The organism is Bacillus sp. cl95 (genome assembly GCF_900115925.1).
In the GTDB taxonomy this organism is placed as follows: domain Bacteria; phylum Bacillota; class Bacilli; order Bacillales; family Cytobacillaceae; genus Neobacillus_A.
The window spans coordinates 1,006,444-1,021,879 of sequence record NZ_FOYF01000001.1; the positions used below are offsets into that span (position 1 = coordinate 1,006,444).

The 15,436-nt window shown below is 36.8% G+C and carries 14 protein-coding genes; 1 reads left to right on the forward strand and 13 read right to left on the reverse strand.

What is annotated here, in order from left to right; genetic code table 11:
• Positions 1-206: 206 nt before the first annotated feature.
• The 9 genes from BMZ31_RS04975 to BMZ31_RS05015 all read right to left on the reverse strand — a co-directional run bounded on the left by BMZ31_RS04975 (position 207) and on the right by BMZ31_RS05015 (position 8,642).
• On the reverse strand, positions 207-1,211 hold the full coding sequence (locus BMZ31_RS04975) for an NAD-dependent epimerase/dehydratase family protein (RefSeq protein ID WP_090830598.1): 1,005 nt from the start codon (positions 1,209-1,211) through the stop codon (positions 207-209).
• A gap of 31 nt (positions 1,212-1,242) precedes the next feature.
• The gene (locus BMZ31_RS04980) at positions 1,243-2,625 is read right to left on the reverse strand and encodes an aldehyde dehydrogenase (RefSeq protein ID WP_090830698.1); all 1,383 of its coding nucleotides are present in this window, start codon (positions 2,623-2,625) and stop codon (positions 1,243-1,245) included.
• 20 nt (positions 2,626-2,645) lie between these two features.
• Positions 2,646-2,951 carry an ArsR/SmtB family transcription factor gene (locus BMZ31_RS04985; RefSeq protein ID WP_090830599.1) on the reverse strand — a complete coding sequence of 102 codons (306 nt, stop codon included), beginning with the start codon at positions 2,949-2,951 and terminating at the stop codon, positions 2,646-2,648.
• A 28-nt stretch (positions 2,952-2,979) separates the two neighbouring features.
• A complete protein-coding gene (locus BMZ31_RS04990; protein WP_090830600.1) occupies positions 2,980-3,744 on the reverse strand; it encodes an SDR family NAD(P)-dependent oxidoreductase in 765 nt (254 codons plus the stop codon).
• A 207-nt stretch (positions 3,745-3,951) separates the two neighbouring features.
• Positions 3,952-4,698, reverse strand: coding sequence for an amino acid ABC transporter ATP-binding protein (locus BMZ31_RS04995; protein ID WP_090830601.1), 747 nt, complete (start codon positions 4,696-4,698; stop codon positions 3,952-3,954).
• 15 nt (positions 4,699-4,713) lie between these two features.
• Complete coding sequence (locus BMZ31_RS05000; protein WP_090830602.1) at positions 4,714-5,373, reverse strand: amino acid ABC transporter permease; 660 nt, start codon at positions 5,371-5,373, stop codon at positions 4,714-4,716.
• A gap of 66 nt (positions 5,374-5,439) precedes the next feature.
• Positions 5,440-6,213, reverse strand: coding sequence for an amino acid ABC transporter substrate-binding protein (locus BMZ31_RS05005; RefSeq protein WP_090830603.1), 774 nt, complete (start codon positions 6,211-6,213; stop codon positions 5,440-5,442).
• Positions 6,214-6,397: 184 nt separating this feature from the next.
• On the reverse strand, positions 6,398-6,883 hold the full coding sequence (locus BMZ31_RS05010; protein WP_090830604.1) for an STAS domain-containing protein: 486 nt from the start codon (positions 6,881-6,883) through the stop codon (positions 6,398-6,400).
• A gap of 643 nt (positions 6,884-7,526) precedes the next feature.
• Entirely contained in the window at positions 7,527-8,642 is a 1,116-nt protein-coding gene (locus tag BMZ31_RS05015; protein WP_254778589.1) for a mechanosensitive ion channel family protein, read from the reverse strand.
• Positions 8,643-8,987: 345 nt separating this feature from the next.
• On the opposite strand from BMZ31_RS05015, the gene BMZ31_RS05020 reads away from it, so the two are divergent.
• Positions 8,988-12,029, forward strand: coding sequence for an efflux RND transporter permease subunit (locus BMZ31_RS05020; RefSeq protein ID WP_175478005.1), 3,042 nt, complete (start codon positions 8,988-8,990; stop codon positions 12,027-12,029).
• A 176-nt stretch (positions 12,030-12,205) separates the two neighbouring features.
• Here BMZ31_RS05020 and BMZ31_RS05025 read toward each other — a convergent pair whose 3' ends face one another.
• From BMZ31_RS05025 to BMZ31_RS05040, 4 genes are all read right to left on the reverse strand, one after another.
• On the reverse strand, positions 12,206-12,913 hold the full coding sequence (locus BMZ31_RS05025) for a DNA alkylation repair protein (protein ID WP_090830606.1): 708 nt from the start codon (positions 12,911-12,913) through the stop codon (positions 12,206-12,208).
• A gap of 171 nt (positions 12,914-13,084) precedes the next feature.
• Positions 13,085-13,561 carry a GNAT family N-acetyltransferase gene (locus BMZ31_RS05030; RefSeq protein ID WP_090830607.1) on the reverse strand — a complete coding sequence of 159 codons (477 nt, stop codon included), beginning with the start codon at positions 13,559-13,561 and terminating at the stop codon, positions 13,085-13,087.
• 103 nt (positions 13,562-13,664) lie between these two features.
• A complete protein-coding gene (locus BMZ31_RS05035; protein ID WP_090830608.1) occupies positions 13,665-14,384 on the reverse strand; it encodes a hypothetical protein in 720 nt (239 codons plus the stop codon).
• Positions 14,385-14,601: 217 nt separating this feature from the next.
• On the reverse strand, positions 14,602-15,090 hold the full coding sequence (locus BMZ31_RS05040) for a hypothetical protein (protein ID WP_090830609.1): 489 nt from the start codon (positions 15,088-15,090) through the stop codon (positions 14,602-14,604).
• Positions 15,091-15,436 lie beyond the last annotated feature (346 nt).

Below are 15,436 nucleotides of genomic sequence, written 5' to 3' on the forward strand. Positions count from 1 at the left end.
TCCTCGAAAGAACCAACGCACGAAGAAAAGGCAGTAGCACAAGGAATTCTTCCCTAAATTTACATTGCACGATTTTATGCGAGCATAATGGAGAATTTTCAAGGAGTCAAGCGCCTTTCGCTCCAACCAACAAAATGCAGAAAATCAACCATGTGCTTTAACATAGCCAAACAAAAAGAGTCCAATTAATTGAACTCTTTCACTGGCTATCTATCTCTTTTATTTATATATCCTTCATTGAAAAACCAAGTCAAGGACCTTTTTATCGTTTCCTCTAACGTCTCACTCTGTGTAAAACCAAACTCATGCCTTGCTTTTGATCCGTCAAGAAATTGTCCAAGTGCCATAACGGCTACAGCAGTTGAATCTAGTTTCACTTTTTCCTCTTTGAAGATTTTTGCCTTAAATTCTAGGAAGTGTGCAATCACCTTTGCAATCGGTAATGGAATTTTCTTTTTGGGAGGCTCCACTCCTGATAAATCCGCTATTAATTTAGTTAGATTTTTCATGGAAACATTTGTGCCAGTGAATAAATAACGCTCACTAATTCTCCCTTTTTCGGCAGCCATAACAAGACCTCTTCCGGCATCGCCCGCATAAATAACATTCCGATTCCCTTCAATATAAGCTGGCAAGTTCTCGTTACTTATATCAACGATTAATCGACCTGTTGATGGCCCATAATCATATTCACCAAAGCACATGGAAGGGATGCCAATCACAACAGGTAAACCTTTGGAGGCATATTGCTTTGCCATTTCCTCTAATTCATATTTCACTTGTAGATAAGGATTCTTGTTTTGTGGTGTCGAAGAATAAACCATTTCCTCGGTTCCATTTTCCCCTTCAGGATGTTTGGGCAAAGCAATCGCTGCACCGACATAAACGATTTTATGAAGAGGAATATCTTTGCATGCTTCATAGAAGTTTTCCATTTGCTCAGAAGCAAGCTTTACATCTTCTTTCCAATAACGGGGGATTGTCGGATAATAGGCACCACAATGTATGACCGCGTCCACCCCGATTAGGCCTTGAGTAATGCTTTTACGATCATTAAAATCAACAATTCGGTCAACATAGACCAAATCCTTCAATTTCTCAGTATTAGATGAAGAACGGCGTAAAATGATTAGCTCATGGTTTCTTTCTATTACGGCATTTGCTGTATGATGTCCAATCATCCCTGTTGCCCCAATGACAGCTATTTTCAATACAATTTACCTTCTTCCTGCCTATAAAAAATTATTTCAACAACTTTTTTGCAAGTTTAATCTTATCTTTGTATGGAGGAAAAACGATTCCTAATTCAAATTTTGTACTTTTTTTCAAGATGCTTTTACTATGTGAAAATACTTCAAAGCTATGTTTTCCGTGATAAGCACCAATTCCCGAATTTCCAACACCACCGAAAGGAAGATGGGCACTCGCAACATGTGATAAGGTATCATTTACACAGCCTCCTCCAAAGGAAACTTTGCTCAACACTTCATCTTCTACTCTTTTGTTTTCCGTAAAAATATAGAGAGCCAATGGTTTCGGCCGGTCATTGATCATGTTGATGGCTTCCTCAAGATGATTAAATTCAAGAACGGGAAGGATAGGTCCGAAATTTTCATTCATCATGGAAGCATCATCCCAGGTAATTTTATCGAAAATGGTAGGTTGGATGTATAAATCTTCTCGTAGGACATTCCCTCCAAAGACGACTTTTCTTCTGTCCTTTTCGATAATTTCGGCAAGTCGATCAAATTGACGCTCATTCACAATTCTTCCATAGTCCTCACTTTTCGAAGCATCCGTTCCATAAAAAGAAGTGACAGCTTCCTTCATCTTATCAATTAATGCATCTTTAATCTTTGCATGTGCAATGACATAATCAGGAGCAATACAGGTTTGTCCCGCATTAATCATTTTTCCCCACATGATTCTTTTTGCGGCAATTTCAAGATTGGCCGTTTCATCTACAATTACCGGGCTTTTGCCTCCAAGCTCCAATGTAATCGGGACTAAGTTTTTGGCTGCAGCTTCCATGACGATTTTGCCAACGGGGACACTTCCTGTAAAGAATATATAATCAAATGGTGCATGGATTAATAGGGAAGTCGTTTCCTTCTCCCCTTCCATCACACGGACATAATGCTCATCAAAAGTCTCTCTCATCATTTTCTTAATCAATGCAGAAACATGTGGAGTGCTTTCAGAAGGTTTTAATACAACACAATTACCGGCTGCAATGGCCCCAATTAAAGGTTCAATAATTAATTGAAATGGATAGTTGAATGGTCCAATAATAAGGACAGTCCCATACGGCTCCTTCATAATGTAGCTCTTAGCAGGAAACTGATGAAGCGGTGTTTTAACCTTTTCAGGTTTCATCCAATGCTTCAAATTTTTCAACATGTAACGAAGGCTATCAAGTGTAAAGCCAATTTCTGTCCCATAGGCTTCAAACTCACTCTTACGAAGATCTTTGTTTAATGCCGTAATGATTTCTTTCTCATAACGAATGATGGCATCTTTAAGTTTCTGCAATTGTTCTAGGCGAAACTCGAGGGTTTTCGTGTGCCCATTGTGAAAGAATTGCTTATGCTCTTGTAAGATTTTTTTCATATCTAACTCAACCATCGCTTCATTACCGCCCTTCATTATAAAATACACTCAGATTCTACAACCTCAATCAACTGTTTTAGTTGCAAAACACTTTGGTCTAACGAAAGTGAGTAGTACCGCGTTGTCCCTTTTTGCTCTATTTCAACAAGCTGATTTTCCCGTAGTATTTTTAAGTGATGTGAAATTGCCGGTCTTGAAAGATTGGATTGCTCTGCAATTTCGTTAACACTTAATCGTTCCTGTTCAGCTAACAATAAGATAATGTCTTGTCTTGCTGTATCACTTAACGCATTAAATAGCGGTATACAAGCACGAAATACGTCTATCGCCTGTTTTCCCATCTGATCTTCCCCTTTAAAAATTGATGCCTTATTTTTCCCCTGCAACAAATTTTGCAATCTTGGCTGAGATGCTTCTTGGCATAAATTTAGCTGCAATTGCTCCAACCTTATTCATACCACCTGTAATCATTACACGATTTCCATTCATTAACGCTGCATAACCTTGCTTCGCAACTACCTCCGATGACATTGCCTTACTAAACATTTTTGTTTTTTCTACATTTGCAACCGAACCAAAGTTAGTTTTAGTTGCACCAGGGCAGAGCGTTGTGACAGTCACACCGGAACCTGACAGTTCTTCGACAAGTGCTTCTGAGAATGAAAGTACATAGGCTTTGGTTGCATAATAGACGGCCATCATCGGACCAGGCTGAAATGCTGCTGTACTGGCAACATTCATGATTCTTCCACTTTTTCGTTGCTTCATTTGTGGCAGGAAATAATAGGTTAATTCTGTTAATGCTGTTACATTTAATTGAATCATATTTGATTGTTTTTGGATATCCAGACGATCAAATTCACCTAATAAACCAAAGCCTGCATTGTTCACAAGCACATCAATTTCAATACCATTATTCTCTACTGCAGTGAAAACATCGAGTGCAGCACTAGGTTCACCTAAATCTTTTGTAATCACAGTGATTTTCGTATAGGGATATTCCTTTTGAATTTGTCTCATTATATTTTCGTTTCTAGCGACAAGAACCAGATCGTATCCATCAGCGGCGAATAATTTCACAAACTCGTATCCTAATCCACTTGTTGCACCCGTAATTAATACTGTTTTTTTCATTTTGACCTCCAGGAAGAAATTTTTATATGTTTAAGCGTTTAAACATATAATAATTACTTTTCCTTAAGAAGTCAATGTTCTATCATTCTAAGGTATATTCTGTTAGTTTTTGAAAAAGAAGCAGATACTATGAATATTGAGCTTTAACATAGATTCCATAAAAAAATCTCCCCATTATAGAGGAGATAGTATAATAACGTTTAAATCCTACTTTAAACTCCGATTCAGGAAAGCCTTAGTTCGCTCATTCTTAGGGTTGGTAAACAGTTCCTCCGGATGATCTGATTCAATAATCTCTCCGTTATCCATGAAAACCACTCTATTCGCTACTTCCCTTGCAAACCCCATTTCATGAGTTACGACAATCATTGTCATTTTTTCTTCTGCTAATTGCTTCATTACTTGCAAAACCTCGCCAGTCAATTCGGGATCCAAGGCAGATGTTGGCTCATCGAACAATAGGATTTCTGGATTCATCATAAGAGCACGTGCAATTGCTACCCTTTGCTTTTGACCACCAGAGAGATTCTTAGGGTAGGATGATGCCCAGTTTGTTAATCCGATTTTCCCCAAAATGTCAGTGCTTTGCTTATGAATATCTTCATTTAACGTTTTCTTAAGCATCTTTGGAGCGAGTTCCAGATTCTCTTTTACAGTGAGATGGGGAAAAAGGTTAAAGTGCTGGAAAACCATGCCCATTTTAGAGGCAATTTGCTTTAACTCCTGTGGATTTGAATACAGCCCATCCTTCACCAAATAATTACCATCTATGCAAATGCTACCGGCATCGATTGTCTCAAGATGTACAAGGCTTCGGAGCATTGTACTCTTTCCCGATCCAGAAGGTCCAATTACTGCCACCACATCGTTTTTTTGAACATCAAATGTAATTTGTTTTAGAACATCCAAACTGCCAAATGATTTTTTGAGATTTGAGATTTGTATGATCGACATATTACTCACTCCTTTCTATTCAAATTTGAACCGCTTCTCGAGCCACTTAAAGAAAATGGTTAAGGCAATCGTCATCACTAAATAAATGATTCCCGCTACGAAAAATGGCATAATCGTAAAATCTCTATTAACAGCGGTCTGTGCGTAGTGTAATAACTCAGGTACCGCTACAGCATATAGAAGTGCTGTATCTTTTACCAAGGTCACAGACTCATTTGCCACTGCCGGAAGGGCAACGCGGAACATCTGTGGCAAAATGACGCGTGTCATTGTCTGCCATTTATTTAGACCGAGTACTTGGGATGCTTCATATTGACCTTTATCAATAGCCAAAAGGCCACCGCGAAAAATCTCTGCAAAATAAGCTGCATAGTTCAATATGAACCCAAGGCAAGCTGCAACAAAACGATCAAGGACCATATATTCCCCAATCACAGGGATCATCGGAAGTCCGAAACAAATAAACAATAATTGGAGCAATAGTGGCGTTCCACGCATCACATATATATAACCTTGAGCCAGCCCCGATAATGCCTTGAATCGGCTTCCCACTGCTAGTGTCAACACTAGTCCAAGAGGAATGGACACGATAATCGCAACGAAGAACAATAGAACGGTCATCTGTGCGCCGTCAAGCATTGGCATTAATATAGATGTTAGATAATCAATTGACATAGAAGTTCCTCCAAAAACAAAACAGGCTTCCCGTAAAGGAAATCCTGTTTTGCCCTATATTCCGTACTATTTTAAAACTTTATCTTCGCCAAACCATTTTTCCGAAATCTTAGCTGCAGTTCCGTTTTCGTTGATTTCATCTAGAGCTTTTTGAAGTTCCTCAAGCAATTCCTCATTGCCTTTTTTCACGCCAATTCCGTATTCTTCTGGAGCAAGAGACTCATCAAGTACTTTAAATGCCTCTTTTTCTTTCGTCATGTAATAGTTTATGACAATTTCATCAATGACCACTGCATCCAAACGACCGCTCTTCAGATCATTCAAAGCGAGAACATTATCGGAAAACTCCGTAACTGTTTCTACTTTGGATTTGATTGGTGCAGCATTCAAAGCATCTGCCGCCGATGAAAGCGACTGAAGACCTACTACTTTGCCTTCCAAGTCATTTAATTTTGCAATTTTAGAATCAGCCAATGTTACAACAACTTGTGCATTTTTTAGGTAAGGCTTTGTGAAAAGGACTTTCTCTTTACGCTCATCCGTAATAGTGTAACCGTTCCAAATGAGGTCAATTCTTCCACTGCTTAACTCAGATTCTTTCGTTTTCCAATCAATCGGTTGGAATTTAACCTTTTTACCCATCTTTTCTGCTGCCGCTTTTGCATAGTCGATATCAAACCCAACAATTTCATTTTGTTCATCTCTAAAGCCCATTGGTGCAAACTTATCGTCAATACCAATAACAAGCGTATTATCTTCTTTTTCTGTGGACTTCGAGCATCCAGTTACAATCGCAAATAAACCTACTATTATAAGAATAAAAGTTGCTAAACGTTTCATGTTATGATTACCACCTTTTGTATTTATCATTTTACTTTAGTGCGTTACCATATTATCACACTAGCACATTATAACAATATAATTTGTGATTTACAATGTTCCTTATTAGAAAAAATAAAAAAAGCCATATTCCAATTTAAGGAATACAGCTCGGTTAATAAACTTTCTATAAGGACAACTTTCATTAAATATTTATTGTTGATTTGAACTCTAGACCTTTTTTATTCATTAAATATCGGAGTCCTGTTCTAAACGTGGCATGGGTATTCAGTTTCTTAGCATCGACTCCCGCTTGGACCAACCCTTGAGAAAATTGAGGTGAAAATCCTACAAAGATTGTTTCGACACCCATTAATTTTAATGAAGTTTTTATTTGGAAAAGCCCATGACTTAATTGGCTAATCCCTATCGCATCCACTTCATCGACACTAATCCCTGTAAAATCAATCAGAACGGTATCGGCATTTTGATTCTGTATATTAAGAAGGATGATATTTTGAATTCTGCTAAATCGTTGTGTCGTTAATTTCCCCATTAAAGGAACTAATATGGTATTAGGTATAATTGAAGGAATGACCGGTGCTGAAAGTTCATCGATTAACTTCTCATAATCCTTAATCTTCTCTTTCAGTATAGCATTCTCCCTTTTTAGTTCATCCATTTCTTGCATGAATGTTACTCCCCCTCCAACAGAAAGATTTGTTGTTTTTTTATATGGCTGTTTTCATAAACTTTGTTGCTATTAGATTGTAGTGGTTGATTTCCGCTCCAGGATGCTCGCTTTCCGCGTTACGAATTATGAAAAAGCACTAAAGCCTGCTTTTTCATGGACAAATTCGTCTTGGGCGTGCGGTGAGCCTCCTCGGCGCATTCGCGCCTGCGGGGTCTCACCTGTCCCGCTAATCCCGCAGGACATTGGTTGACTTCCTCGAATAAACCCACGCACGAAGGAAAGGCGGTAGCACAAGGAAAGCTTCCAGGAATTCACATCGCACGAAATGATGCGAAAGCATCATGAGGATTTTCGAGGAGTCTCGCACCTTCCGCTCCAATCAACTTCATTATTGGCTTGTTTTCACAAAACTGATTAATAAACAACAATCTTTTAGAAAAGAGCCTTTTATATTCAATCCATTAAGCATGTTAGTAATATAGATTTATACCTTCTAAAATTTTACTGTAGTTAGGTTAAGCATTTTCGAATAAGAAAAAGACCGACAGGCGTGTTGCTTGTCGGTCTGGTAAAGTAATTCTTCTATATCTCACTAACCAGTTATTTTCCGATTAGCTACTTCTTTAATTAACCCTTTAGTTTAATCAAGAGATCCCATTGTTTGAAATAATTCACTTGATTGTGGTTTTACGTAAATGGTTCGACTTGGGAAAGCGACTTCTACTCCCTCTTCCTCTAAAATCCCCATGATTTCTAGGTTAATTTCATGTTTGATTTTAACGTGGTCTGCCCATACCGTTGTATTGGTGAAGAAATATAACAGAATATCAAGACTACTGTCATTATAATGATCGAATGCCACCATTATCGTATCTTGATGAACTTCATCATGAGTTTTTAACATTTGTTCAATTCGATGAACGACTCTTGTAATTTGATCTTTGGTAGTTTGATAGTTAACGCCTAAGTGAAAATTGATTCGTCGTTTACCCATACGGCTCCAATTGGTAATCGGTTCGTTTGCAAGGGTTGAATTTGGAACAGTAACGAGTGCTTGACTAAAAGTTCTAATCTTTGTGCTTCGAAAGTTAATATCTTCTACTGTTCCCTCTACGCTAGGTGTTAAGATCCAGTCTCCAACCGTAAAAGGTTTCTCCGTTACAATGACAATTCCGCCTATTAAGTTACCTACGGCTTCTTTTGCAGCTAAAGCAAAGGCGAGCCCTCCTAAACCAAGACCTGCGACCAAGCCATTTACGTCATAATCGAATTCCTGACCGATAATACTGATACTAATCGCAATCAGGATGACACGGATTGTTCTTGAAATGAAAGGAAGTAGAATTAAATCAATTTTATTGTTCATCTTTTGGTTCACACTGACCAAAATCCCCGTAGTAGGAGAAGACAAATTAAACAATCCCCATGTAATCAAAATAATGACCATAGAACGTAAGAATTTTAAGAATAACGAATTGTGTTGTTCAATGAAAGGGAAATAATCCATCGCAACATACAAACCTAATATAATAAACGCCCATCCTAAAGGGCGTTCAAAGCTTAAACAGATTTTTGTGAAGAAATCTGTTGGTGCTTTTTTGAAAATCTTTAAGATTAACTGAAACACATATTTAGTAAATATGTTTCTAAAAAGAATAAACACAGCCAAGATTCCAATAGAAATCCCTAAGTTCTTTAACGTTTCATATTCTAATCCAAACGTTAAGAAAGCCATGACATATGTATCTTTAAACATTTTATTACCTCACTTTTACTTTACTATTCTATAGATGCAATATAAGGCCGACATGAAAAAAGCTCATAACACCTGCTTTTTAAACTATTGCATCCACATATAATAACTTCTTCGAATAGATATTTAAATACTGCTAAAGTCATGGATTTTAGGATTTAAAAGAACCATCTTATTCCTATAGCTTCACCAGAATCTGATTTACATTTAGTTGTTGACTATACTAGGAATGACCATTATTTTTTTTAGGTTAAAAATTCAATAAATCTCAAAATTTGTAATGTGTTAGCGCGTATGTAATGGTATAATTTTCCTAGTTTGATAAATATGTATATTCGGAGGTTATTTATGACATGGTTTACAAAATGGGCGCTACGAAATAAAGCGGCTTTAGCTTTTTCTGTAATCGCCTCAATGGTTTTTGGAATTATTAGCTATTTCAACATCCCAATGGAACTTATGCCGGAAGCAGATCAACCATATGTAACGGTATCAGTAGTCGGAAACGGTATTGACGCTGTCACCATGGATGAACAAGTAACAAAACCTATTGAAAAGTCACTTGCAGGAGTAAAAGGAAAACGCGATGTACTTTCGGAAACCGGAAACAATTTTACGCAAATGACATTGACTTTTGAATCGAATACAAACTTAAAGGAAGCAAAACAACAAGTACAAGAGGCTGTCTCTACTGTTAATTTACCTGTTGGTGTAATGAAGCCATTTGTTGTACTCTTGAACACCTCACAAATACCAGTGGTATATACTGGTTTAACGTTTGAAAAAGAGATTAGTAATAAGGAATTGAACCTTGTTGAAAATGACATTCTTCCAAAGTTCAAACAAATAAAAGGTGTAGGAAATGTCATGACGTATGGGGGAAAAAACCAACAAGTCTTAATCAAATTAGACATGAAAAAATTAACGAATTCCCAAATCCCACTTCAAAATGTTTATACACTTTTACAAGGAAGAAATGCATCTGTCGCCGTGGGGGAACAGACACTCAACAATGAAGCAACTAGCATCATTGTAACTGGTAAGATCGAAAAAATAGAAGATCTAAAAAATCTACAGATTAACGCCAGCACAAAGCTACAAGATGTAGCTGAAGTTACATTGGAAAAAGATACACAAAGCATTGTACATATGAATGGCAAAGACTTCATTCAAATTGTTGTACAAAAAGATTCAACATCCAACGCAGTATCAGTTGGAACTCAAGTAGACGAATTAGCAAAGGAAATAAATAAGGAATATAAAGGTACGCTGAAAGCAACAGTATTTATTAACTTGGCAGATACTGTTTTAGACTCCATTAACTCGATGACACGTGAAGTATTAATTGGAGCTCTATTTGCAACGCTTATTATTTTATTGTTCTTGCGCAGTTTCCGAATGACGCTGATTACAATCATCAGTATTCCGCTTTCTCTATGTATTACGATGTTGTTACTATCGTTTTTCGGCGTAACGTTAAACATTTTGACACTAGGTGGTATTGCAGTTTCTGTCGGACGACTAGTGGATGATAGTATCGTAGTTGTTGAAAATATCTACCGAAGAAAAACTGGAAATGAATTAACACCTGAATTTCTAATTAGTGCGGTAAAAGAGGTTTCAGCAGCCATTACATCTTCTACACTCACAACCGTAGCGGTTTTCCTACCAATGGGACTTGTCTCAGGAGGTCTAAGGGATATTGTATTGCCTTTTGCCATAACGATTTCTTGTTCATTGCTTGCTTCACTTTTTGTCTCACTTACGGTCGTACCGGTTTTGAGTGCAAGAATGATGAAAAACGTGAAGATAAAGGATCATAAGCAAAGCACATTTTATCCATCGGTACTTCGCTGGAGCTTGAATCATAAATGGCTGCCTATCCTTTTGTCACTCGTAGTGGTCGGAGGCTCTGTTGGTTTATTTGTTTCAATGCCAAAAGGTTCAGTCGATCAATCAGACAGCGCGTACATCACCGTTTTGCTTCGTTATAAGAATGGCACGCCATTTGAAGAAGTAAAAAGTGGATTAACGAAAATGGAAGGCATTTTAGCTAAGGAAAAAGGCGTTAAAAACCACATCGTTCAAGTTGGTAACAATGCTGATGCGGCTCAATTCGGTGAGCTTCAAGACAGCAACCAAATTCAGTTCATGGTATTCCTTGATGAAGATGTAAATTCCTCAACAATTGTAAAAGATATCCGTAAACATAAGGAAGAATTCGATGGTGCGGTTCTTACTGCAGATACAGCCGGTTTAATGGGCCCGAACACAACAACGGTATCCGTTGACGTGCTTGGCGATGATGAAGCGAAAATTGAAAAGGCAGCAAACATAGTCGAGAAGAAACTAAAATCAATTGAAGGCGTACTAAAAGTTGAAAATAATGATGAAAATACAAAACCAACTGTAAGAATAACGGTAGATTCGAAATTAGTAAACGCCGAAGAAATTGCACAATCTATTGGCGCAATGCTTAAGCCAGCCATCATCGGCAACATGAAAATAGATGGCCGGACGACTACAGTAAAACTTGGTGCTTTAAAAGAAGTAAGTAATTCAAAAGACTTAGAAGACTTACAAATTATGTTACCAAATGGAATGACAGCTTTATCTGAAATTGCGAAGATTGAAGATGTAAAAGAGCCTGGAACCATTTACTCAAAAAATGGCCACAATTATCTTCAAGTCAGCGCAGCCGTGGATCCAGAAAAAATGGGTGACGTCACAGGAGCGATTCAAAAAGAACTAGTAATGTGGAAAAATGATCATACATTTGGGGATGGGACTACAGCTGAGATTACCGGATCATCTATGCAGTCGACAGATGATTTAATGGAACTTGGAAAAATGGCGTTGTTCTCTATCGGATTGGTTTTCTTAATTCTACTAATTACCTTAAAATCTTTCCGAGCGAGTATCGCAATTTTGTTTTCTCTGCCACTTGCAGCAATCGGATCTCTATTAGGACTTGTCATCTCAAAATCAAGTATCGATGTTTCTGCCGGAATCGGCATGCTGATGCTCATTGGTATTGTGGTGACAAATGCGATTGTGTTAGTTGACCGCATTCGTCATAATGAAGAAAAAATGAATATCCGTGAAGCAATTATTGAAGCAGGTATCGTAAGACTTCGTCCAATTTTAATGACAGCACTTGCGACCGTTTTCGCGATGGTGCCGCTTCTTTTCGCGAACGAATCCGGTATGAGTATGAATCTTGTTTCAAAAGGTTTAGCCGTTGTGGTAATTTCCGGTTTAACTTTATCCACTCTATTAACACTTATTGTGATTCCAACTTTTTACGAACTGTTTCACTTTAAGAAAGCAAAAAAACAGAGACAAAATGCGGTAAAGGGCAAGACAACAGAAAATCCTATCTCTTATTAAAAGATAAAAGGAAATTAAACATTAAGATGACGTTAAAAACAGCAAATCTAGGTTTGCTGTTTTTTCGTTGTTATTGACATTTATAAGAAAATTTTAAGTGTGGAACAAAATGAATGCTGACCGATAATACAACAAGAGCCTTATATCTTCTTTTTATTCGCATTGCGAGACTACTGTTAACATCTTACATATTTGCGTTTAAAACCAAGCTGCCCACTATCTACTCCCTTTTGAATTCTTTCAGAAGCGAGTAGATACTTACTTTTTTTCTTTTCCTGATTTACTTCTACTGGGCCTACAGTCTTTGCGATCTCGACCGCCTTTTCATGAAGCGGCAAAAATGATATCCCCACCGTGTAAATAAAACTATTCATAGCATATTTAGTTCGTTCTGGAGAATGATGAATCGTATTTTCTACATTTTCAAGCATATTGGCAATCTTGCTTACAGAAAATTCACCGTCCGGGCGATTACCCAAAAGCCAGCAGTAACAACTCCAGCCTGCTGACATTCTCAGTTCCTCACCGCTAGCAATCCATTTATCAGCAACGTCTTGTGCAATATCAGTTTCAGCTAAAGTTACTGCAACCACATAATCGGACAACATATAAAAATACGCCGCATCCATCCACCGCTCAAAATCCGCCTCAGTCATTGCTTTTGGGTCTGCAATAATGCCTGCAAAGTACATGGCGTCGTAGTTCCCTGTCGCGTAAAGCTGCTCAGCCAATGGTTGATTTATTTTGATTTTCTTGGCGATTGGCTTCATAGCGCCTGTAGCCACTCCAAAAAGCGGCTCCTGCGCGCCATTGGATATGTAAATTTTCTTGGTTCGTTCCTTGCCCAGAGCTTCAAGTTCCTGCATAACCATTTGTAAATTCATCTTTTAGCACTTCCTTCATTTGGGAGGTTTTCCCCTTAATATTCAAGCCCCTCAAATCCATTTCTACAAAATTATTAATTTCTTCTAAAGCTATCCTGACCTTTAGGACAATAAAACAGCTAACAAGTGTGGTAGCCCGATCTTAAACTAAAGCCCCTTTTATTAAGAAAATTAACAATCTAAGTACAGTTTAGAGTAGATATTTTTGAAACCAGCCTTTGAGTAAAACTCTCTAGCACTTGTATTAAAATTAAATACTTTTAACTCAATTCTGTTTATTCTTTTTTTATTACTCCATTCAACCACACAATCAAGTAACATTTTTCCTATACCTTTACTCTGAAAACTCTTTAAAACCACTAGACTATTTAATTCGACCCATTTTCTTTTCTTCATAACTGGAAATGTACTTGATTCCATAACAACACATTCTACAAAACCAACTATCAGATTATCTAATTCAGCCACAACTAAATATTTATCATCGTCTTCAATCTGATTTTGAATATATTCTAAAGGTCTAGCGTCACCTTCAGGTTCTATAAATATATCGGGATGTTCCAACCTATGTATTTCATCAAGTTCTTTGTATATTTCTAACATTTGATGAAAGTCTTTAACCTTTGCTTCTCTTGTTTCAATTTTCATTTCTTTATCCTCCCAAAGTCTTTAATTCAGACTTTTAAAATATTATATCACCCTTCTTCAAATAATCTGCACCATTGATTAAGGCACCCGGAATTAAAACTGTTTACTGTGAGATTCCCGTAAGTTCAAAGAATTCAGGTTCTGGCTTCATAAATTTCAGACCTTTTTCCGACTGAAAATAAACTTCTTTCTCCTTTTCGTAAAGAACCTTTATATCTATCTCACCAAAATCAATTGTACTTGCTTTTTCACGTGGTAATGCTTTTCCTTCCCAATCAATTGCATCGTTAATGAGACTCACTATTTTCTGAATCTTACCTCTATCTTTTATTACCGAACAATCTCGATTGTTTGAATTCTGATATATACATATACTTTCTGGAACTTTATTTATCCAAGTTGAAGTATAATAAATTGGTGTTTGATCGAACATTACCTCCGTTTGTTCGTCAAATTTATTGTATGATGCAGAAATGGTTAACTCTCCTTCAAAACCTAATTTTGTCCAACGAGATTGAAATCCTCCCCAATCATTTTCAGAGTCTTCATCATCAAGTGCAGTTTGTACATAATCATTCTTCCATCCTAGTTCAGGTAGTTTCTCAAAGTAAAAATCATATACATCATTCCAGCGATTCTCTTCTATAACGTAATTGCTTCTTGTTGGTTCTAACCCTTCAAATAAAGGAATATCATCGTGTTGTTCAGGAATAATTGACATTCCTTCATAAGTATCATCTGTCATTTTTAGGTAACCAAACCAACCCCCAGCAACTAGTAAAACAACAACGGCAGCAAAAAATGTCCGTTTTATATTCTTCATTCTCCATCCCCATTTACATTAATTTTTAAGTTCTTAATTCCGCTCTTATTCAACTGCCCGTTCGTGGAACAAACAACGGGATTGCCGCAACAGTTCCCATCTTTAACTCTTGCAACCGTTACTTCAATAACAGTTCAACAAAAAGAAGCGTTAATCCTTCTAGGATCAACGCCCCCGTTAGTTGAGTAAAGTCATTATTAAAAGTTAAATTCGCTAATCAATTACCATTTTTCTTATATTTGCTTACTGCTTTTATTTCTAGTTGGCATATCCATTTATAAAATCCTAATAATATCAATAGAAGTATCGGGTCTACGATAGCCGAGTACCAAAGCGTCCACCATCCATTATGAAAGTATCCCCAAGGATTCGGTAAATTAGCTATTGCTTCGTAAATTACTATTGCTAATACAAAAATTATAAGGTACGCAAATTGTTTAGTAATTTTCTTTTCAAAAGGAAACCAATTTAAAAAAATTATATTAACTGGTGGGACTAATAGTAAATGTGGAATAATTCCTTGCCAATCAATAGCTTTAGTAAAATACCAGTAACCGTGATATTTATAATCAACAATGACATCAAATATTATCTGAAACGCAACGGTAAATGTCCAAATTTGTATAATTTTATTACCTGTTAGTTTCTTATTTGTCTTAAAGGCAATAAAATTATAAACAATAATTGCTATAATAAGGCCTATCAAGTAATCACCTCTATTTTATATAATTACCATTTTTTTGAGGGATACGCTTATTATTTGGTAATTACAAAATTCACCTAAATATTTCTTCAACTAAACTGCCGTTAGGACAATAAGGAAAATGCCCAAAAGTAGCGATCATTTCTTTAACTCTTGCACCGTGAGTGAAATAAGAAAGTTTACAAATTCTCACTTACTTTTGTGTCATTTGACAACCTAATCATTATAATTGCATCAAAAACTCTGTAGCTCATCAGTCTTTTCCAGCTTGCCAAACAGAGTCCCTCTCTTTTTCAAAAAAAAACACCCAAAGAAAAAGGTAAATTCCACCTTAATTCTCTGGGTATTT

Bases quoted from the DNA above. Each gene is read 5' to 3' on its own strand.
- BMZ31_RS04980 (WP_090830698.1), bottom strand. From the start codon at position 2,625: ATGGTTGAGTTAGATATGAAAAAAATCTTACAAGAGCATAAGCAATTC.
- BMZ31_RS04985 (WP_090830599.1), bottom strand. From the start codon at position 2,951: ATGGGAAAACAGGCGATAGACGTATTTCGTGCTTGTATACCGCTATTT.
- BMZ31_RS04990 (WP_090830600.1), bottom strand. From the start codon at position 3,744: ATGAAAAAAACAGTATTAATTACGGGTGCAACAAGTGGATTAGGATAC.
- BMZ31_RS04995 (WP_090830601.1), bottom strand. From the start codon at position 4,698: ATGTCGATCATACAAATCTCAAATCTCAAAAAATCATTTGGCAGTTTG.
- BMZ31_RS05000 (WP_090830602.1), bottom strand. From the start codon at position 5,373: ATGTCAATTGATTATCTAACATCTATATTAATGCCAATGCTTGACGGC.
- BMZ31_RS05005 (WP_090830603.1), bottom strand. From the start codon at position 6,213: ATGAAACGTTTAGCAACTTTTATTCTTATAATAGTAGGTTTATTTGCG.
- BMZ31_RS05010 (WP_090830604.1), bottom strand. From the start codon at position 6,883: ATGCAAGAAATGGATGAACTAAAAAGGGAGAATGCTATACTGAAAGAG.
- BMZ31_RS05015 (WP_254778589.1), bottom strand. From the start codon at position 8,642: ATGTTTAAAGATACATATGTCATGGCTTTCTTAACGTTTGGATTAGAA.
- BMZ31_RS05020 (WP_175478005.1), top strand. From the start codon at position 8,988: ATGACATGGTTTACAAAATGGGCGCTACGAAATAAAGCGGCTTTAGCT.
- BMZ31_RS05025 (WP_090830606.1), bottom strand. From the start codon at position 12,913: ATGAATTTACAAATGGTTATGCAGGAACTTGAAGCTCTGGGCAAGGAA.
- BMZ31_RS05030 (WP_090830607.1), bottom strand. From the start codon at position 13,561: ATGAAAATTGAAACAAGAGAAGCAAAGGTTAAAGACTTTCATCAAATG.
- BMZ31_RS05035 (WP_090830608.1), bottom strand. From the start codon at position 14,384: ATGAAGAATATAAAACGGACATTTTTTGCTGCCGTTGTTGTTTTACTA.